Below are 17,913 nucleotides of genomic sequence, written 5' to 3'. Positions count from 1 at the left end.
CAGGGTGGGGACGGCCGCCTCGACCGTGGAGCCGGGGCGCGACCCACGGTCGGCCGTCCACATGTACGTCCGCGCCCGGCCGGTGACGCCCGTCCGGTCGGCCCTTGCTCAAGGCCGCCGCCACGCGTCGTCCCCGAGGTGCGAGCCGGCCTGTGGGCCCATGCGGAGCATCCCGCCGTCGACGCTCCAGGACGCTCCGGTGACGTAGGTGGCCTCGGGTCCGGCCAGGAAGGCGATCACGGCGGCGACCTCGCGGGCGTCACCCGGCCGACCCAGCGGGACGCCGGGGCGCTCCACGGTGTGGACGTCGGTGTCCTCCTGGCCCGTCATCGGGGTGGCGATCTCGCCGGGCGCGACCGCGTTGACGGTGATGCCGTGCTCGGCGAGTTCCAGGGCCATGACCTGGGTGAGCAGTCCCAGGCCGCCCTTGGCCGCGCAGTAGGGGGCCGCGCCGACCCGGGGCTGGTGCTCGTGGACCGAGGTCACGTTGACGATCCGGCCGCCGGAGCCCTGCCGGATCATGTGGCGGGCGGCCCGCTGTCCGCACAGGAAGGGACCGACCAGGTCGACGTCGAGGACCTCGCGGACGGTCTCCAGCTCCAGGTCGAGGAGGGGCGTCATGGTGCCGGTGCCCGAGTTGTTGACCAGGACGTCGAGACGGCCGAGCCGGTCGCACAGCTCGTCGACGGTGTCGGCGGCGGCGGGCAGTTGGGTGAGGTCCATCTGAGCCACGGCCGCGCGCTGTCCGAGGGCACGGACCTCCTCGGCGGTCCCCTCGGCGCCCTTCAGGTCGCTGTGCCACGTGATGCCGATGTCCATCCCCTCCCGGGCCAGCCGTACGGCGGTGGCCCGGCCGATGCCGGAGTCGGCGCCGGTGATCACGGCCACCTTGCTGCGGGGTGAGGTGGGGGCGGACATCTCGGCCTCCTCGGGGGCGGGGTGTCGTCGGGACTACCAGCCGGACCTCCGGCGTTCGAGGGACCTCCGACGAGGCATCGCAGTACCCGGCGGCGAACCCGGCAAACCGCTCGCCCGTCGTGCGGCCCCCGGGCGCCTGGGGAACTCTGGAGGAGGAGGTGGCCATGGATCCCGTCGAGGCCCTGGAACGGATCGCCTTCCTGCTGGAGCGGTCCCTGGCACCGACGTACCGCGTCCGTGCCTTCCGTACGGCGGCCCGGGTGCTGGCCGAGCTGCCCGCGGACGAGGTGCGCGAACGGGCGGAGGCCGGGTCGCTGGAGTCGCTGAAGGGGATCGGCCCGAAGACGGCCCAGGTGGTGCGCGAGGCGCTGGGCGGGGGTGTGCCGGGCTACCTGGAGAAGCTGGAGGCGGAGTCCACCGCGCCCCGGGACCGGGCCGGCGAGAAGCTGCGAGCGCTTCTTCGCGGCGACTGCCATCTGCACTCCGACTGGTCGGACGGCGGCAGCCCGATCGAGGAGATGGGCCGGACCGCGGCGGAGCTCGGCCACCAGTGGGCGGTGCTGACCGACCACTCGCCGCGGCTGACCGTGGCCCGGGGGCTGTCCCCGGAGCGGCTGCGGCAGCAGCTGGACGTGGTGGCGGCGCTGAACGAGACCTGGGCGCCGTTCCGGCTGCTCACCGGCATCGAGTGCGACATCCTCGACGACGGCTCCCTGGACCAGGAACCCGCCCTCCTGGACCGCCTGGACGTCGTCGTCGTGTCCGTCCACTCCAAGCTGCGCATGGACGCCCGCTCGATGACCCGGCGCATGGTGGCCGCCGTACGGAATCCGCACGCGGACGTCCTCGGGCACTGCACGGGACGGCTGGTGACCGGGCGCGGGCGGCCCGAGTCGGAGTTCGACGCGGACGAGGTGTTCGCCGCCTGCGCCGAGTCGGGCACGGCGGTGGAGATCAACAGCCGCCCTGAGCGTCTCGACCCGCCGCGCCGGCTGCTGCGCCAGGCGGTCGAGGCGGGCGTGCTGTTCTCCGTCGACACGGACGCGCACGCGCCCGGCCAGCTCGACTGGCAGATCCTCGGCTGCGCACGGGCGGAGGAGTGCGGGGTGCCGGCCGGGCGGATCGTGACGACATGGGCTCTGGAGGAGCTGCTGGCCTGGTCCCGGGAAGGGCGGGTGCCGGCCCGAGTGGCGGGCGCCTGAGGTGGTACCCGTGCGATCCGACAGGAAAGGAGCGGTCCATGGAACGGGCGGCAGTGTTCGACGTCGACGGCACCCTCGTCGACACCAACCACCTGCATGTGACGACCTGGTGGGAGGCGCTGCGGCAGGTGGGCCACCGGGTGCCCATGCACGCCGTCCACCGGGCCATCGGGCTCGGCTCCGAAGACCTCGTCGCGCATCTCCTCGGCGACGACCGCGACAAGGACCGGGACGCCGAGCTCAGCGCCGCCCACAAGGCCCTGTACGGGCAGTACTTCGACCGGCTCCCCGCTCTCCGGGACGCGGGCCGGCTGCTGCGGCATCTCGACCACGAGGGCTGGCGGGTCGTGCTCGCCACCTCCGCGGGCAGCGCGGAGCTGTCGGCGCTGCGCCGGGCGATCGACGCGGACGACGCGATCATGGCCACCGCGAGCGCCGACGACGTCGAGGAGGGCAAGCCCGCCCCCGAGCCCGTCGAGCACGCGCTGGAGCTGGCCGGGGTGCCCGCCGAGCGCGCGGTCCTCGTCGGCGACACCGTCTGGGACATGCAGGCCGGCAGCCGGGCGGGCGTGCGCTGCGTCGGCGTCCTGTGCGGCGGCATCCCGCGCGCCGACCTGGAGAAGGCGGGCGCGCAGGCGATCTACGACGATCCGGCCCACCTGCTGGCATCCCTTGCGGACAGTCCCCTGGCATGACCTGCTCCACCTCGCGGAACCCACAGCGGATGACTGGTGTGACACAAGCCCTGCTCCGACAGCCCCGTCCGACGCAAGCCCTGCGGCACGAAGCCACCGCCGTGGGCCGGGCCGTCCGCGCCGCCTGGCGCGGGCCGGGGCGGGAGCGCGACCTGGTCGTGCAGTCGATCAAGGCCTCGGTGGCCGCGATCCTGGCCTGGCTCGTGGCGGGCGTGTGGATGGGCGATCCGATGGCCCTGATGGCGCCCTGGGTGGCGGTGGTGCTGATGCAGGCCACCGTGTACAGCTCGCTGATGCAGGCCGTGCGGCAGCTGGCGGCGATCTGCTGCGGGGCCGTGCTGGCGTCGGTGGCGCTGGCCGTCACCGGGAGCACGCTGGGCGCCGTGGCCCTGTCCGTGCCGCTGCTGGTGCTCCTCGCGAACTGGCCGCGCTTCGGCGACCAGGGGATCTACGGCGCGACGACCGCGCTGTTCACCCTCGCCACCAGCTCCGCCGGGGCGTCCGCCGTCGGCCACCGGGTGGGACAGGCCGCGCTCGGCGCGGTCATCGGTCTCGCCCTCAACGCGTTCGTGTTTCCGCCGATCCATCTGCGGGACGTACGGGAGAACCTCGGGGCGCTGGCCCGGGAGGCGGGCGACACCCTGCACAAGGTGGCCGGTGACCTGCGGGACGGCGAGTGGGACACCCAGGGCTGGTCGCATGCCTCGGCCCGGCTGGAACGCCGCCTCGAGGCGCTACGGTCCGCCCGCGGCTGGAGCCGGGAGAGCCTGCGGCTGACCGCCGCCCCGCTGCGTGCCGTACGGCGGCCTCCCGCGTCGCTGCCTCCGGAGCAGGACGACGAGCGCTGGAGCCGTGTCACCGGGCACATCCGCTCGCTGACCCGTACCCTGGCCGTGGCCGCCGACGACGACCGGGCGCCCGCCCCGCCGCCCGGGCCGGTACTGGACACGTACGCCGACCTCCTCCAGCTGATCGGCGACGCCTGCCACGCGGAGAGCGCGCGGCTGCTGGCGGCCGGCGGCGAGGGCCGCCCGGACGACCACGCCCGGTCGGCGATGCGGGAACTGCGCGGGCAGCTCCAGGACGGCCTGCGGGAGCACGCCGGGCAGGGGGCCGAGGGCACGACCGTGCTGGGGACCTTGCTGCTGCAGGCCGAGAACCTGTGGAGCGAGACCGTTCCGACCGGTCGGCACGGGTGACGCAGCTCACCCCGAAACGCCCCGAACGGTGGAACACCACAGGGTCGTTGCCCGTTGAACAGACCGTGGGTATGGATGGGACAGTGTCCCCGGGCCTCACCTTTTGCCCACAGGGACGATCGTTCGGCTGAAGCCCTGTGGAGCCTTTCGCCGAGAGGCGACCGCCATCCATACCCACCACTTGACCGCCCCGACCGTGATTCCCCCGTCCGGTCGGGGCTTCCTTCTGTCCGCGCCCGGCGACGCTGGGCGTTCCCGCTTGACTTCGAGCGCACTCCAATTCGTAGCGTTCCCGTCATGAGCACTGCACAGCACAAGATCGGTTCGGGGTTCGGCGCCCACAGCACGGCCGACGACGTCCTCGCGGGCGCCGACCTGTCCGGAAAGCTCGCGATCGTCACCGGCGGATACTCGGGGCTCGGTCTGGAGACCACCCGGGCGCTCACGAAGGCGGGCGCCCGGGTCGTCGTCCCGGCCCGGCGTCCCGACACCGCCTGGAAGGCCCTGGCCGGCCTGGAGGGCGTGGAACTGGACGAGCTCGACCTCGGTGACCTGGACAGCGTGCGCGCCTTCGCCGAGCGCTTCCTCGACTCGGGCCGCACGGTCGACTACGTCATCGACAGCGCCGGGATCATGGCCTGCCCGGAGACCCGGGTCGGGCCGGGCTGGGAGGCGCAGTTCGCGACCAACCACCTCGGTCACTTCGCGCTGGTCAACCGGCTGTGGCCGGCCATCGAGCCGGGCGGCGCCCGCGTGGTCTCGGTGTCCTCGCGCGCCCACCACTTCTCCGGCATGCGCTGGGACGACGTCCACTGGCGCACCGGCTACGACAAGTGGCAGGCCTACGGCCAGGCCAAGACGGCGAACGTCCTGTTCGCCGTCCACCTCGACAAGCTCGGCGCCGACCGCGGGGTGCGGGCCTTCTCGCTCCACCCGGGCGGCATCATCACCCCGTTGCAGCGCCACCTGCCCAAGGCGGAGATGGTGGAGCGCGGCTGGATCGACGAGCAGGGCAACGTGCTCAACCCCTCGGGCTTCAAGAGCCCTGAGGAGGGCGCGGCCACACAGGTGTGGGCGGCGACCTCGCCCCAGCTGGCCGGGATGGGCGGCGTCTACCTGGAGGACTGCGACATCGCCGAGCCCGCCGTCGAGGGCGACGCGAGCGGCGGTGTCCAGGCCTGGGCGACCGACCCGGAGCAGGCGGAGCGCCTGTGGACGCTGTCGGCGGAGCTCACGGGCGTGAACGCGTTCGCGTGAACCGGCGGCTCCGAGGCCGCCGGTGGCTGGAGCTGCGTGAGCGACTGCAGGCGGCTCGAGAAGCCGGGGCTGGTGGTAGCGACCGCAGTCGCCGCCGGTGGGCATCACGGCCGCAGCGTCTACAGGCCACTCCGGAGGCTGCCGGTGGTCGTGGCAGCCTCAGCAGCCGTCTTCGTCACCGCGCCCTCTCGAGTTCCTGCGGCCCGTACAGCGCGGCGGGCGCCCCCGTCTGCAGGGCCCAGTAGCGGTCGCCGTAGGACCAGTGCCACCACTCGGTCGGGTAGTTGACCAGGCCCGCCGCGCTCAGTGCCGCGCCCAGCACGGCGCGGTTGGTCTTCGCCTCCTCGGTGATGTTGCCGGCGCCCGTGCAGCAGGCGCCGTCGCTCTCCTCGGGGCTGGCGTTCATGGCGGTGCCCAGGTCGAGTTCGCGGCCGTCGGCGTCGGTGAGGGTGAGGTCGACGGCCGCGCCGGCGCTGTGCGGGGCTATCTCGGGCGGGGAGACATAGCGGCTGGCCGCGGTGCGGATCCGGTCGGCGGACCAGTCGGGGTGGGCGGCACGCAGTTCGTCGGCGTACCGCTCGAAGTAGTGCCGCTGGAGCGCGGGCGGCCGGTATCCCTCCACGAAGAGCAGGCGCAGGCCGTCGGGCAGCAGGGCCTGCGCCTGGAGCAGCCGGTCGAGGACACCCTGGCGCAGATGGACCTCGGCGCCCAGGGAGTCCTCGTGCTTGCGGTCGTCGACGCGGAGACGCGCGCGGACGTCGACGAGGGGTTCGCCGTTCTCCTCGACGGGGACGGCGGCGACACGGGCGTCGGACATCAGGATGATCTCGCTCATGCGGCGATCATCTCGTGGCCGCGGACCGTGCCGTGCACCGCGTGCATCGCCGGGGGCCGGGTACTCGGGCGGTTCCCCGCCCCAGCGGCCCGAAGGAGCCGAAGGTGAGCACTTCAACCGGCAGCAGGATCGTGGTCACGGGCGCCACCGGCAACGTGGGAACCAGCGTGGTGCGCCTTCTCTCCGAGGATCCGGAGGTCGGCTCCGTGCGGGGCCTGGCCCGGCGGATCCCGGACTGGTCGCCCGCGCGGACGGAGTGGTCCGCGGTCGACCTGTCATCGGAACGGACCGATCTGACCGAGGAGTTCGCCGGCGCCGACGCGGTGGTCCATCTGGCGTGGGCGTTCCAGCCGACGCACGACCCGGCGGTGACCTGGCGCACCAACGTGCTCGGCTCGATCCGGGTGTTCGAGGCGGTGGCGGCGGCCAAGGTGCCGGCGCTGGTGCACGCGTCCTCCGTGGGCGCCTACTCCCCCGGTCCCAAGGATTACGCGGTGGACGAGTCGTGGCCGACGCACGGCTGGCCGGACGCCGCGTACTGCCGGGAGAAGGCGTATCTGGAGCGCGCCCTGGACACCTTCGAGCGCGACCACCCGGCCGTCCGGGTCGTACGGATGCGTCCGGCGTTCCTCTTCAAGCGGGAGTCGGCGAGCGAGCAGCGCCGCATCTTCGGCGGCCGGTTCCTGCCGGGCCAGCTGGCCCGGCCCGACCTGCTGCCCTTCCTCCCCGACATTCCCGGTCTGCGCGTGCAGGCGCTGCACACCGACGACGCCGCCCGGGCCTATCGGCTCGCGGTGCACTCGGACGTGCGGGGCGCCTTCAACCTGGCGGGCGAGCCGCCGGTGGACGCCGAGCTGCTGGCCGGGCTGCTCGGCGCCCGTCCCGTACGGCTGCCCCGCACCGCGGCCCGCTCGGCGATCGCGGCCGCGTGGGGCCTGCATCTGCTGCCCGCGTCCCCGCACCTGTTCGACGCGGTCCTGCGACTGCCGCTGATGGACTGCACGCGTGCGCGTACGGAACTCGGCTGGCATCCGGAGCACACCGCGACCGAGGTCCTGGAGGAGTTCCTGCACGGGATGCAGCAGGGTGCGGGGGCGCGGACCGAGCCGATGAAGGGCCGCAAGGTCGGCTGACCGGCTCTGGTGATCCGGGCGTCAGCCGGAGGACTCCTCGGCTCCCGGGTGCTCGGGGTGCACGGTGTCCGACCGCGGCGCTCCCTGCCGGGCGGTCCCCGCCTCGTCGGTGTCCGGGACGTCCTCGGGCTCGTCGTCGCCGGGCTCCCGGTCCGGGACGGTGGCGACCTCCCAGGGGTCCTCGCCGTCGCCCGCCTGCTGGTCCGGCAGATCCCGCGGGACGGGATGGCCGTTCTCGCCCGGTCCTTCGTTGCGGTGGTCCACGGCGTCCTCCGTTCGTGTTGATGGCGGGAGCGCGAGTACCTCCGCGCAGGTCGGCGAAACGTCAGTGCGGGGCGCGCTCCTCCAGGGCGGTCCGCCAGGCAGGGGCCGGTCCCTCGGGCGCGGGTTCGGGGCGCCGGCCGCCGCGGGCGAAGAAGTCGGCGAGCGGGAGGATGGCCGCGCCTACGGTGACCGCGTCGGGCCCGAGGCGGCCGAGGTCGACGGTGACCTTCTCGGCCGGGTACCTGAGCGCGTACGCCGTCGCGTGGCGCCGTACGGCGGGCAGGAACCGTTCGCCGAGCTGGAGCCCGGCCCAGCCTCCGACGATGATCCGCTCGGGTTGGAAGAGGTTGATCAGGTCGGACAGGCCGGCGCCGAGGTACTCGGCGGTCTCCTCCAGGACGGCGAGCGCCACGGGGTCCGCCGGGGTGCCGTCGGCCGGGTGGGCGGCGGCGAGCATGGCGGTCAGCGCGCTCTCCTCGTCGACGCCCTCGGGGGGCCGGCCGCCCTCCTCACGCCAGCGTTCCAGCAGGGACTCGGCGCCCGCGTAGGCCTCCAGGCAGCCGAGGGCACCGCAGCGGCAGCGGCGCCCCCTGACCCGTACGGTCAGATGCCCCCACTCGACCGCCCGGCCGTGCTCCACCTCGGGCGTCACCAGACAGGCGCCGACGCCGGAGCCGAACAGGACCACTACGGCGCTGCGGGCACCGCGGCCGCCGCCGAACCACATCTCGGCCTGGCCGAGGGTCTTGGCGCCGTTGTCGATGAAGTACCGGACGCTGCCGGGCAGCGGGGAGCCGGTGCGCAGCAGTGCCTCCAGCGGGACGGCGTCCCAGCCGATGGTCTGCCCGTGCACGACCGCCCCGCTCTCGGGCGTGTACGCGACGATGCCGGGCACGCCGATGCCGACGCCGAGCAGCGCCTCGGGCTCGATCCCGGTACCGGTGAGCACCTCGGCGATGCCGTCGCGGATGTGCCCGACGATGGCCTCGACGTCGTAGCTCCGCTGGGTCAACGGCCGTTCCGCGCGGGCGAGTTCGGTGAGGGTCAGGTCGAACAGCTCGACCCGCACCCGGGTCTCGCCGACGTCGACGCCGATCATGTGGCCGCTGCCGGGCGCCACCCGCAGCAGGGTGCGGGGGCGTCCGCCGTCGGAGTCGACGCTGCCCGCCTCCTCCAGCAGGCCGTCGGCCACCAGGTCGGCGACGACGTTGCTGACCGAGCCGGAGCTCAGTCCGGTGACCGGACCGAGCTCGAAGCGGCTGAGGGGTCCGTCGAAGTAGAGGTGCTGCAGTACGGCCGTGCGGTTGGCGCGTCTGAGGTCACGTACGGTGCGTCCGCTCAAGGGTGTTCAGGCTCCCGTGACCCGGGCAAGGGCCTCGATCTCGTCCAGGGCGGCGACGAGTTCCGGTGCCACCGCCGACTGGACCCAGCGTTCTTTCTCGTCGTCGACCGCCCGTGGGACCGTCTCGGTGAGCATGATCAGGTAGAGGTAGGCGCGGTAGAGGGCCAGGCGTACCCGGGCCGGTGCGTCGAACTCGGCCCCGCCGCCCGCCTCCCGGTAGCCCGCGAGGAACGGTTCGTCCTTCTTGATGTCGCCGAGCAGCGCCAGGGAGACGAAGTCGGCGAGGGGGTCGCCCCACAACATGCGCTCCCCGTCGATGAGCCCGCCGATGCGGAGCTCGCCGTCCGCCGGACGGTCCAGCAGGATGTTCCCGTCCCACAGGTCGAAGTGGACCAGGGCGGGTACGGTGACCTCGTCGAGGGCCGGGAAACCGGCCGCCAGTGCGCTCGCCACCTGGTCGACGGACCGGGGCAGCCGTGCTCCGTAGTCCCGGGCGTCGTCCAGGACGGCCTCGGTCATGGCCGTGAACGCGGTCCGCCAGTCGGGGGCGAGCGGACCGAGGGCGCCGGAGGGGTAGCCGAAGCCCGGCCCGGTCACCGTGTGCAACCGGGCCACCTGGCGGCCCAACTCCCTTCGCAGCGGCGGCCGTTCGTCTTCCTTCACCGATCCGTCCCAGGGCTCGCCGGGGCACGCCGTCATCAGCAGATGGGGTACGTCGGTGTCCTCGCCGAGGGACACGACGTGCGGCGCCGCGACCTCGGCCACGGCGGCCGCACGGTAGAACTCCGCCTCGGAGGCGAGGAGTTCACGTTCGTAGCGCAGGCCGGGGACGGTGGACGCGGGCGGGACCTTGAGGACGTACCGGGTGCCGTCGGCGAGAAGGAGCTCCTCGACGGTGTTGTAGGTGCCGCCGCTCAGCGGCCGCAGTCCGGCGAGGAGGCCGGGGTCGAGGCCCGCGCCCTCCAGTACCCGCCGGGCCCATTCCCAGGAGTCCACCAACGTCCCGCCTCTTCTCTCACCCCGCGGCGTACACGTCCTCGACGTAGCGCCCGTCCCGCACCAGGAACAGGGTACGGAATGCGTCCCGCACACGGGGCGCCACCCTGCTCGCCGATACGACGATGGCTCGCGCGGGCCTACGCGCTCGGGGTGCCGGCCACCTGCGTCCGGCCACCCATGGCCTTTTCTGAACTGTCCGTCGACCTGCCCGTTCCCTCCGGCGCCCCGAAGCGGGCGAGCGTGTGCCAGACCATCTTCAGGTGCTGGATCTCGTAGCGGCCCGTCCTGGCCGCGTCGCCGATGACGCGCGGGTCGACCAGGCCGTCCTCGGCGATGCTCGCGCCCAGGTCGGCGTACGTCTGCCCACGGTAGTGGGCGTGGCGTTGCAGGTCGGCGACGGTGATCCGGTAGCCGGGGTGCCACTCGACGGGCACGGGCAGCAGGCGTGCCGCCGCCTCGACCGGCGTGTTCCGGTAGCCGGCGTCCAGGACCAGGGCCTCCACATCGCGGGACAGGTCGACACCGCCGTGCACCTGGGCCTCGATGTAGTCGTCGAGGGCGTCCCGCGCGTCCGCCTCCGCGAGGGCGATCAGGGACATGCCGGCGGCGACCCCGAAGTGGACCGGCTCGGCGGCGCTGTCGGGATAGCAGAAGGTGGTGCGGGCGAGCGGTTCGCCGGTCAGCCGGAAGTGCGAGGAGCCGAACCGCGGGGCGGCGCCCACCACTTGACGGCGGAAGTTCAACGCGCCGTACACCGGTCGCTCATGTGCGTCCGCGTCGTCGTAGGCACCGCCGAAGATCCGGCTCTCCCAGCGCCATCGGTCGCCGCCGGGATGCGCGGTCAGCCCGCCGTTGCTCGTGCCGGTGACGAACTGCGAGTGGTAGACGCCGTCCTGGGCGAGCGCCTCGAGGAGGGGCAGACCGCGTGCCAGGCGGTCGGGGTGGAAGTTCAGCGTGACGCGCACGTCCGGGGCGACGGCCGGCCCCTCGGACCCGGCCGCCACATGGTGCAGCGCCGCCCGCGCTCGTGCCGACGCGACCGGACCCACCGGCGCCTCCTCATCCACGACTCAGCAAGGACTCACCGGATGATCACCTGGCGAGGAGGCCGCCCGCACCTCATTTGACGATGTCCGGACCGACGGCGAGCACGATCTTGCCGCGGTTGTCCCGCCGTTCCAGCCGCTCGTGGGCGGCCCGCGCCTCCTCCAGGGGTACGACGGTCTCGATCGGCACGCGGTAGTTGCCGGCGGCGACCCGCTCGGCCAGTTCGCGCAGGTCGGGCCGCGGGTCGTAGCCGTGGATCTGGAGGTTGGTGAGCTGGAAGCCGAGGATCGAGGCGTTCTTGGGATAGAAGTCGCGGGTGTCGACGGTGCTCGGTTCCAGGGCGACGTTGGCCAGGGCCACGACCCGGCCGCCGTGGCCCACTTCACGCAGGCTGCGCCCGAAGGCCCGGCCGCCGACGGTGTCCAGGACCACGTCGGCGCCGCGGCCGTCGGTGAGCCGCAGCACCTCCTCGACCTCGGCGTCGTCGGGGTGGGCGGACGTGTCGACGGTGGCGTCGGCGCCGAACTCCCCCGCCCAGGCCGCCTTCTCCGCCGAACTGGCGAGGGCGATGACCCGGGCCCCGGCCTCGGCGGCGATCTGCACGGCGGCGGTGCCGACCCCGCTCGCCGCGGCCTTCACCACCACGGTGTCGTCCTTGGTCACGCGGGCGAGGTGCCGCACGCAGTACCAGGCGCTGAGCCAGGCGATCGGCAGGGCGGCCGCCCGGGTCAGGTCCACGCCGTCGGGAAGCACGACCAGGTGAGTGGCGGGTACCGCCGCCAACTCGGCGTAGAAGCCGGACGACTTGGCGCCGTCCAGGGCCATGACCCGCTGCCCGGGCGCGAAGTCGGTCACCCCTTCCCCCACCTCGACTACGACACCCGCCGCCTCGGCTCCCGGGATCAGCGGCGGGCGCCCGGCCCGGTGGTAGACGCCCGCGCGGAGCAGGGCGTCCGCCCGGTTCACCCCGGCCGCGACGATCCGCATCAGCACCTCGCCGGGGCCCGGTACCGGGTCGGGGACGTCGACCGGCACCAGTACCTCCGGTCCACCGAACCTGTCGATCCGCACCGCACGCATACCGCACCTGCTCTCTGGCCGGCCACCCGAGCATCTGACACCGGTTGAAGTGGTGTCACCTTCTGACACCGCCTCAACCGGTGTCAAGAGGGTTCGCGAGAAGAAGCCGACACCGCATGAACCGGTGTACTCTCGACGGATGACCGGCAGCTCCACCCCCGCCGACCCGGCCCTGGCCTTCCCGTTCATCGGCGGCCGCCCCTGTCTGGACTTCGCGGCCACTCTCGGCAAACGGCACGCCACCCCGCTGGAGCGGCTGCCCGACACCGCCGCGCTCGCGCGCTGGTTCACGGAGGCCGGGCTGACCACGGACGAGGGTCCGGCGCGGGTCACCGCGCGCGATCTGACACAGGCCCGTCTCCTGCGCGAGGCCGTGTACTCCCTGGTCCGCGCCGCGATGGCCGGGCGGGAACCGGACCAGGTCGACGTGGACCGGGTCAACGCGGCCGCCGCCCAGCCCGACCTCGCTCCCCAGCTGGGCCCGGCCCGCTGGACGGCGCAGAGTCCGGCCCGCGCGGCGCTGGCGACGGTGGCGCGGGACGCCGTACTCCTGGTCCGCGGTCCGCTCCTGGCGCGGGTCAAGGAGTGCGAGAACCCGGACTGCTCACTGCTGTTCCTGGACGACTCGCAGGCCCGGCGGCGCCGTTGGTGCTCGATGGACCGCTGCGGCAACCTCGCGAAGATCGCCGGTTACCGGTCCCGCAGCCGGGCGGCCGCCACTCGGTGAAGCGGCTCAGGACGCCGCGCGCCGTGGGTCACTGCCCCGGTCTCTTGCCGTCAACCGGACGCACCCCACAAGGTGGGCACGCTCGCGGACCGTTACGGTCCGCAAGGAGTGGACCGAACACTTTCGTGGAAGGGGAACACACTGAGGATGCGAGATGTACGTGAGTGGACGGCGTCCCTGGTGCGGTTTGTGAAGCGGCGCCGGGACCCTGTGGTCGTGCAGACGCTGCGATCGGCGGCCGCGGCGACGATCGCGTACGTCATCGCACTGCGGCTCAGCCCCGAGGCCGCCCCGCTCACCGCACCGCTGACCGCGCTGCTCGTCGTCCAGGTCACCCTCTACTCCACCCTCTTCACCGGCATCCGCCGCGTGAACGCGGTGGTGACCGGCGTCCTCGTCGCCATCGCCTTCAGTCTGCTGGTGGGCCTGACCTGGTGGAGCCTCGCCCTGCTGATCGTGGCCTCGCTGGTGGTCGGGCGGCTGGTGCGGGTCGAGGAGTTCGTGCCCGAGGTGGCGATCAGCGCGATGCTGGTGCTCGGGGTGACGACCGTCGGGGACACCGCCTGGGCACGGGTCCTGGAGACGCTGATCGGCGCGGGCGTCGGCCTCGCCTGCAATCTGCTGCTCGCTCCCCCGGTGTGGGTGGACGAGGCGGGCGAGTCCATCGAGGGGCTGGCCCGCCGGGTACGCAAGCTGATGCTGCGGATGGGCGAGGAGGCCGTGGGCCGCACGCCCGTGGAGCTGGCGACCGCACGGCTGTACGAGGCGCGCGAGCTCGACCACGACATCGTCGAGGTGGACGCGGCCCTCCGGCAGGCCGAGGACAGTCTCAAGCTGAACCCCAGGGTGAAGGAGGGCCTGCTGCACCGGGTGGTGCTGCGTACCGGCCTGGACACCCTGGAGATCTGCACGGTCGTGCTGCGGGTCCTCGCGCGCACGCTCACCGACCTCGCGAAGGAGCGCGATCCCTTCGCCGAGGAATCCGACCTGTTCGACGAGGAGCAGGACCCCGAGCCGCTGTTCGGGCCGGAGACCGGGCGGACCGTGGAGCAGCTGCTGTCCGAGATCGGCGACGCCGTGGTCAGCTTCGCGGTGCTGGTCACCACCCATGTCAGTGTGAGCGCCGAGTCCGCGGAGTCCCGGCTCACCGCCGAGCTGCGCCAGGCCTCGGCGACCCGGGACAAGCTGGCCCAGCTGCTGCTGGAGGAGATCCAGCGCGACTCCCGCCAGTGGCAGCTGCACGGGGCCGTGCTCACCGAGGTCAACCGCATCCTCGACGAGCTGGACACCGAGCACCGCTCGCGCCGTCTGCTGGAGGAGCTGGACCGCGCCTCCCGGGAGCAGCGGGAGCGGATGCCGCACCTGACCCGGCTGCAGGAACGCTGGCGCAGGAACCGTCCGGCATTCTCCCGTCGTTCCAGGTGACACAGGCACACCGAACACACCGGACCATCACAGGGGGCGACCTATGACCGACACGAGCGTGCGGATCGACGGGAACACACTGCGGCTGCCGGGCGGTGCGGCGGTGCGGTTCGTCCGCACCCTGCGGCTGCCCGAGACGGGAACGCATCCGCTGCCGCCGGGGCTCGGCGAGTTCCCGGTGCGCCGCGTCGGCGACTACCCGGACACCGTCCCGGAGCAGTGGCGGGCCCGCGGCGGGGTGATGCTGCCGGTGTATCTGCGGGAGGCCATGTGGCTGAGCTTCGGGAGCACCACCGAGCCCGCCGCCCTCCAGGTCGGGGTGGGCAAGGTGTGCGCGGTCTCGGGGAAGCCGTGGAGCGACCGCCTCACCCGTGACCCGCAGAACTACGTGGTGCTGCCCCGGCAGCCGTGGCTGGACGGCATCAACTCCGGCAGGGGGACGGTCCGCCAGTTCGTCGCGGTGCCGCTCGGGCTGGGCGCGACCGTCGAGGGCCAGGTCACCGGCGAGGAGGTCTGGGGCGGCGTACAGCTGCAGTCCTTCCCGCTGGCCGAGGAGCGGCTGGCCGAGTGGCGGGAGGCGCAGCGGCGGATGCGCGCGAGCGGCGGACCCGGCATGGGCTACGGGGCGGCCGCGCCCATGGCGATGTCCGCGCCGGCCGCTCCGGCGGGGGCGCCGCCCCGCAGCGCGCCGTCGATGGGACTGGGCGTCGGCGGTTCCATGCGCCAAGAGGTCTACCGGGACGAGCGGCCGCTGTCGGACTGGGCGGACACTCCGGCCGGGCGGGTCTTCGTGCACCTGGTGACGCCGCCCGAGTGGCGCCGCATCACCGGCGAGGCTCCCCCGCCGTCCCCCGTGGACCGCGCGGCCTACACCAGGGCGGGGCTGCCCTGGTTCGACTACTACGACCAGGACGCGGAGGATCTCGCCCCCACGGACACACTGGACGGCGTGAAACCGGTCGGCGACTGGCTCGGGGACGATCACGAACCCTGGCAGCAGCCCACATCCCACCAGGTCGAGCCGCTGGGGGACGCGCCGGGCAAGCCCGTGGAGGACGGCGACTGGTAGGGGGCGGCGGGGGCTCGGGTTGCACCGGCCGGTCGATCCGGGTGAAGGTGGCTGTCCAGGTCCGAGACGATCGATCACCGGGGTGCGCAGCGATGAGCAGTGCGAACGGCGGCTGGAACAGGCGCCGGTTCGTCGGCGTTCTCGCGGGAGCGGGCTCGGGGCTCATCGGCTGCTCCACGTCATCGGGACCGTCGTCGGCGTCGGCGCCCTCTGAGGCCGCAGGCTCCCCCGGGACCACCGCACCGAGCCCGACGAAGACCCCGTCCGCTCCGGCCCCGACCGGCCCCCGCCCCCTCTACCTCGGCACCTACACCTCCGTCGAGGGTGGCGGCACCGGCATCGGCATCGCCGCCTATGACACCGGAAGCGGGCAGATCACCGGCGCCGGCACGATCACCGGCGTCGCCAACCCCTCGTACCTCGCGATGCACCCCGACGGCCGCACGCTCTACGCGGTCGCCGAGCAGGACGCCGGTGCCGTGACCGCCGTACGCCTGTCCGACCGCAAGGTCCTGGGGAGCCGGAGTACCGGCGGGGCCGGGCCGTGCCATCTGTCGGTGCATCCGGGCGGGCGCTGGCTGCTCAGCGCGAACTACGGCTCCGGCAGTGTGGCCGTGCATCCGATCGGCTCCTCGGGAGCGCTCGGCACGCTCAGGGACTCGGTCACGCACTCCAGTCCGGCACCGGGGCCCGGCCAGGAGGGTCCGCACGCCCACCAGTTCGTCACCAGTCCCGACGGTGGCCATGTGCTCGCCGTGGACCTGGGCACCGACACCGTCTACAGCTACCGCCTGGACGAACGGACCGGCGCCCTCACCGAGGTCTCGCGGGCCCGCACCCGGGCGGGGGCCGGACCGCGCCACCTCACCTTCCATCCCGGCGGCCGGTACGCCTACCTGGCCAACGAGGTCGACAACACGGTGGCGGTCTGCGCCTACGACCGCAAGACCGGCCACCTCTCCGTCGGCCCGCCGCAGTCCACGGGGACGGGTTCGGGCACGAACTACCCGGCGCAGTTCCTGGTCACCGCGAACGGCTCGTACGCCTATCTCGCCAACCGGGGCGACAACAGCCTCACGCGGTACGCGGTGGAGGCGGGCGGCGCCCGGCTGAGGCTGCTCGACACCGTGCCGGTGGGCGGTGACTTCCCGCGGCAGATCGCCTTCTCGCCGGACGGCAGGCTGCTCTTCGCGGCGAATCAGAGGTCCGGCACCGTCAGCGTGTTCCACGTGAACACGAAGAGCGGCGCCCTGCGGCTCGCGGGCAGGCCGTTCGCCTCACCCGTCGCCGTCTGTGCGCTGCCGCTGTAGGGCACGCGGGCAGGACGCGGCGCTCGCCTGGCTCAACAGCGCGTGCATGCGCTCCGTCAGCCGCGCCACGTCGTCGGCGGGCGCGTGGAAGGGCAGGCGTACGTCGCCGTGGGCGCGGGCGCGCTCGATGCGCAGGGTCAGTCCGTGCCGGTCCACGGCGAGGGGCTGGACGCGGACCGCGCCGTGCAGGCTGTCCGGGTCGACCAGCCGGGTGAGTCGCTCGACCGCGTCGGGGTGGCAGTCGGCGAGGTGGGTGAGCAGCCGGGCCTCGGCCGTGGCGAGCGGGTCGGGCCGGGCGGCGGCGAACTCGTCGAGGTCGACGACCACCGAGCCGGACAGCCGCCGCAGCACCACGCGTGTGGCCTTGAACTCCAGCCGCCCCTCCCTCTCCCCGGGGACGAACCAGCCGGCGATCCACAAGCGGGCGCGGATACGGCTGCGCACGGGGACGGGTGCCACGTCGGCGAACTCCAGGACGGCGGACGGCTCGCCGAGGGGCGCGCAGATCGCGGCCGCGACCAGGGTGCTGTCCTCGGGCACGTCCAGCGTCACCCGCCCGTCCTCGGCGACGGTGTGCGCGCCGACGAGCTCCTCACGGCCGCCCTCTGCGGTCACCGCGCAGGACCACGAGGCGGCGAGCACCGACCGGGCGTGTTCCGCCGCGGACGGCGCGGCCGTCCACGTCTGGCTGTCACCCATCACTTCCTCCTAAGGTAAGGCTTGCCTAACCTAGCGAAGATCGGTGACGAAGCCAACCGCGGGACGGGTGACGGGCGGACGAATCGCGGTCAGGGCTTGAGAACGCCGAGCAGCGCCCGCGCACACAGGTCGCGCACCTGCTCCCGGGAGAGGTCCGCGCCTCTCAGCCACTCCAGGCAGACCGCCGTGGTGAAAGCCAGCCAGCCGCGGACGGCCAGCTGGAGGTCGGGGCGCTCCTGCGCCCGCGCACCGAACTCCGGATCCGCGGCCAGCGCCGCCAGGATCTGCCGCTCCTGTGCGGCCAGCGCCCGGTGGTAGACCCGCCGCACGGTCTGGTCCCCTGCGGCCTCGGCGCGGTGGAAGGCGCGGAAGCCGTGGGCGTGGGCACGGACGTACTGCAGGTAGGTGTCCAGCCCCGCCGCCAGCTGCTCGCGCACCGGGATGCCGGGCACGGCCGCCGTCATGGCCAGCATCCGCTCACTCTCGCGCTCGACGACCGCCGCGAAGAAGTCCCGCTTCGTCGGGAAGTAGTGGTAGAGGAGCCCGCGCGAGACGCCTGCGATCTCGGCGACCTGCTCGATCCACACGTCGTCGTACGGGCTCTCCGAGAACAGCCCCGCCCCCACCGACAGGAGCTGCTCCCGGCGCTCCTCGGTGCTGAGCCTGCGGCGCGTGCGCCCGCCCTGCTTCCCGGCCATGCCCGCACTTTACT

Annotated in this window: 18 protein-coding genes; 9 read left to right on the top strand and 9 right to left on the bottom strand. The window is 73.4% G+C overall.

Features of this window, described 5'->3' with window-relative positions; all coding sequences use genetic code 11:
* Positions 1-108 precede the first annotated feature (108 nt).
* Positions 109-918: an SDR family oxidoreductase gene (locus ABZT06_RS15370; RefSeq protein ID WP_355740316.1), complete on the bottom strand. Its 810-nt coding sequence runs from the start codon at positions 916-918 to the stop codon at positions 109-111.
* A 164-nt stretch (positions 919-1,082) separates the two neighbouring features.
* Here ABZT06_RS15370 and ABZT06_RS15365 point away from each other — a divergent pair, with 164 nt between their 5' ends.
* The 4 genes from ABZT06_RS15365 to ABZT06_RS15350 all read left to right on the top strand — a co-directional run bounded on the left by ABZT06_RS15365 (position 1,083) and on the right by ABZT06_RS15350 (position 5,271).
* Positions 1,083-2,120, top strand: coding sequence for a PHP domain-containing protein (locus ABZT06_RS15365; protein ID WP_355740314.1), 1,038 nt, complete (start codon positions 1,083-1,085; stop codon positions 2,118-2,120).
* Positions 2,121-2,158: 38 nt separating this feature from the next.
* Positions 2,159-2,815 (top strand): HAD family hydrolase, encoded by a 657-nt coding sequence (locus ABZT06_RS15360; RefSeq protein WP_355740312.1) that lies wholly within the window; start codon positions 2,159-2,161, stop codon positions 2,813-2,815.
* 29 nt (positions 2,816-2,844) lie between these two features.
* Complete coding sequence (locus ABZT06_RS15355; protein WP_355740310.1) at positions 2,845-4,014, top strand: aromatic acid exporter family protein; 1,170 nt, start codon at positions 2,845-2,847, stop codon at positions 4,012-4,014.
* Positions 4,015-4,311: 297 nt separating this feature from the next.
* On the top strand, positions 4,312-5,271 hold the full coding sequence (locus ABZT06_RS15350) for an SDR family NAD(P)-dependent oxidoreductase (protein WP_355740308.1): 960 nt from the start codon (positions 4,312-4,314) through the stop codon (positions 5,269-5,271).
* A gap of 175 nt (positions 5,272-5,446) precedes the next feature.
* Here ABZT06_RS15350 and ABZT06_RS15345 read toward each other — a convergent pair whose 3' ends face one another.
* Positions 5,447-6,106, bottom strand: coding sequence for a M15 family metallopeptidase (locus ABZT06_RS15345; RefSeq protein ID WP_355740306.1), 660 nt, complete (start codon positions 6,104-6,106; stop codon positions 5,447-5,449).
* A 104-nt stretch (positions 6,107-6,210) separates the two neighbouring features.
* Between ABZT06_RS15345 and ABZT06_RS15340 the strand changes: the two genes are divergently transcribed.
* Entirely contained in the window at positions 6,211-7,239 is a 1,029-nt protein-coding gene (locus tag ABZT06_RS15340; RefSeq protein WP_355740304.1) for an SDR family oxidoreductase, read from the top strand.
* A 21-nt stretch (positions 7,240-7,260) separates the two neighbouring features.
* Here ABZT06_RS15340 and ABZT06_RS15335 read toward each other — a convergent pair whose 3' ends face one another.
* From ABZT06_RS15335 to ABZT06_RS15315, 5 genes are all read right to left on the bottom strand, one after another.
* Positions 7,261-7,503, bottom strand: coding sequence for a hypothetical protein (locus ABZT06_RS15335; RefSeq protein WP_355740302.1), 243 nt, complete (start codon positions 7,501-7,503; stop codon positions 7,261-7,263).
* 61 nt (positions 7,504-7,564) lie between these two features.
* A complete protein-coding gene (locus ABZT06_RS15330) occupies positions 7,565-8,845 on the bottom strand; it encodes an ROK family transcriptional regulator (RefSeq protein WP_355740300.1) in 1,281 nt (426 codons plus the stop codon).
* A 6-nt stretch (positions 8,846-8,851) separates the two neighbouring features.
* Positions 8,852-9,844: an aminoglycoside phosphotransferase family protein gene (locus ABZT06_RS15325; RefSeq protein ID WP_355740298.1), complete on the bottom strand. Its 993-nt coding sequence runs from the start codon at positions 9,842-9,844 to the stop codon at positions 8,852-8,854.
* A 137-nt stretch (positions 9,845-9,981) separates the two neighbouring features.
* Positions 9,982-10,893 carry a DUF3626 domain-containing protein gene (locus ABZT06_RS15320; protein WP_355740296.1) on the bottom strand — a complete coding sequence of 304 codons (912 nt, stop codon included), beginning with the start codon at positions 10,891-10,893 and terminating at the stop codon, positions 9,982-9,984.
* A 70-nt stretch (positions 10,894-10,963) separates the two neighbouring features.
* Complete coding sequence (locus ABZT06_RS15315) at positions 10,964-11,971, bottom strand: zinc-binding dehydrogenase (RefSeq protein ID WP_355740294.1); 1,008 nt, start codon at positions 11,969-11,971, stop codon at positions 10,964-10,966.
* Positions 11,972-12,110: 139 nt separating this feature from the next.
* Here ABZT06_RS15315 and ABZT06_RS15310 point away from each other — a divergent pair, with 139 nt between their 5' ends.
* From ABZT06_RS15310 to ABZT06_RS15295, 4 genes are all read left to right on the top strand, one after another.
* On the top strand, positions 12,111-12,698 hold the full coding sequence (locus tag ABZT06_RS15310; protein WP_355740292.1) for an ABATE domain-containing protein: 588 nt from the start codon (positions 12,111-12,113) through the stop codon (positions 12,696-12,698).
* A gap of 147 nt (positions 12,699-12,845) precedes the next feature.
* Complete coding sequence (locus ABZT06_RS15305; RefSeq protein ID WP_355740290.1) at positions 12,846-14,123, top strand: aromatic acid exporter family protein; 1,278 nt, start codon at positions 12,846-12,848, stop codon at positions 14,121-14,123.
* A gap of 43 nt (positions 14,124-14,166) precedes the next feature.
* Positions 14,167-15,192 carry a hypothetical protein gene (locus ABZT06_RS15300; protein WP_355740288.1) on the top strand — a complete coding sequence of 342 codons (1,026 nt, stop codon included), beginning with the start codon at positions 14,167-14,169 and terminating at the stop codon, positions 15,190-15,192.
* Between the two features lie 92 nt (positions 15,193-15,284).
* Positions 15,285-16,502, top strand: a complete 1,218-nt coding sequence (locus ABZT06_RS15295; protein ID WP_355740286.1) for a lactonase family protein — start codon at positions 15,285-15,287, stop codon at positions 16,500-16,502.
* Here ABZT06_RS15295 and ABZT06_RS15290 read toward each other — a convergent pair.
* Complete coding sequence (locus tag ABZT06_RS15290) at positions 16,470-17,201, bottom strand: DUF2470 domain-containing protein (protein ID WP_355740284.1); 732 nt, start codon at positions 17,199-17,201, stop codon at positions 16,470-16,472. The two genes, ABZT06_RS15295 and ABZT06_RS15290, sit on opposite strands and share 33 nt — an antisense overlap.
* A gap of 89 nt (positions 17,202-17,290) precedes the next feature.
* Entirely contained in the window at positions 17,291-17,899 is a 609-nt protein-coding gene (locus tag ABZT06_RS15285) for a TetR/AcrR family transcriptional regulator (protein WP_355740282.1), read from the bottom strand.
* Positions 17,900-17,913: the final 14 nt, after the last annotated feature.

The sequence above is a fragment of the Streptomyces sp. NPDC005483 genome (assembly GCF_040606035.1).
In the GTDB taxonomy this organism is placed as follows: Bacteria; Actinomycetota; Actinomycetes; order Streptomycetales; family Streptomycetaceae; genus Streptomyces.
The sequence above is the reverse complement of the archived record's forward strand: the minus strand, read 5'-3'. Positions and strand labels throughout refer to the sequence as shown.

Bases quoted from the DNA above. Each gene is read 5' to 3' on its own strand.
- ABZT06_RS15370 (WP_355740316.1), bottom strand. From the start codon at position 918: ATGTCCGCCCCCACCTCACCCCGCAGCAAGGTGGCCGTGATCACCGGC.
- ABZT06_RS15365 (WP_355740314.1), top strand. From the start codon at position 1,083: ATGGATCCCGTCGAGGCCCTGGAACGGATCGCCTTCCTGCTGGAGCGG.
- ABZT06_RS15360 (WP_355740312.1), top strand. From the start codon at position 2,159: ATGGAACGGGCGGCAGTGTTCGACGTCGACGGCACCCTCGTCGACACC.
- ABZT06_RS15355 (WP_355740310.1), top strand. From the start codon at position 2,845: ATGACTGGTGTGACACAAGCCCTGCTCCGACAGCCCCGTCCGACGCAA.
- ABZT06_RS15350 (WP_355740308.1), top strand. From the start codon at position 4,312: ATGAGCACTGCACAGCACAAGATCGGTTCGGGGTTCGGCGCCCACAGC.
- ABZT06_RS15345 (WP_355740306.1), bottom strand. From the start codon at position 6,106: ATGAGCGAGATCATCCTGATGTCCGACGCCCGTGTCGCCGCCGTCCCC.
- ABZT06_RS15315 (WP_355740294.1), bottom strand. From the start codon at position 11,971: ATGCGTGCGGTGCGGATCGACAGGTTCGGTGGACCGGAGGTACTGGTG.
- ABZT06_RS15310 (WP_355740292.1), top strand. From the start codon at position 12,111: ATGACCGGCAGCTCCACCCCCGCCGACCCGGCCCTGGCCTTCCCGTTC.
- ABZT06_RS15305 (WP_355740290.1), top strand. From the start codon at position 12,846: ATGCGAGATGTACGTGAGTGGACGGCGTCCCTGGTGCGGTTTGTGAAG.
- ABZT06_RS15300 (WP_355740288.1), top strand. From the start codon at position 14,167: ATGACCGACACGAGCGTGCGGATCGACGGGAACACACTGCGGCTGCCG.
- ABZT06_RS15295 (WP_355740286.1), top strand. From the start codon at position 15,285: ATGAGCAGTGCGAACGGCGGCTGGAACAGGCGCCGGTTCGTCGGCGTT.
- ABZT06_RS15290 (WP_355740284.1), bottom strand. From the start codon at position 17,201: ATGGGTGACAGCCAGACGTGGACGGCCGCGCCGTCCGCGGCGGAACAC.
- ABZT06_RS15285 (WP_355740282.1), bottom strand. From the start codon at position 17,899: ATGGCCGGGAAGCAGGGCGGGCGCACGCGCCGCAGGCTCAGCACCGAG.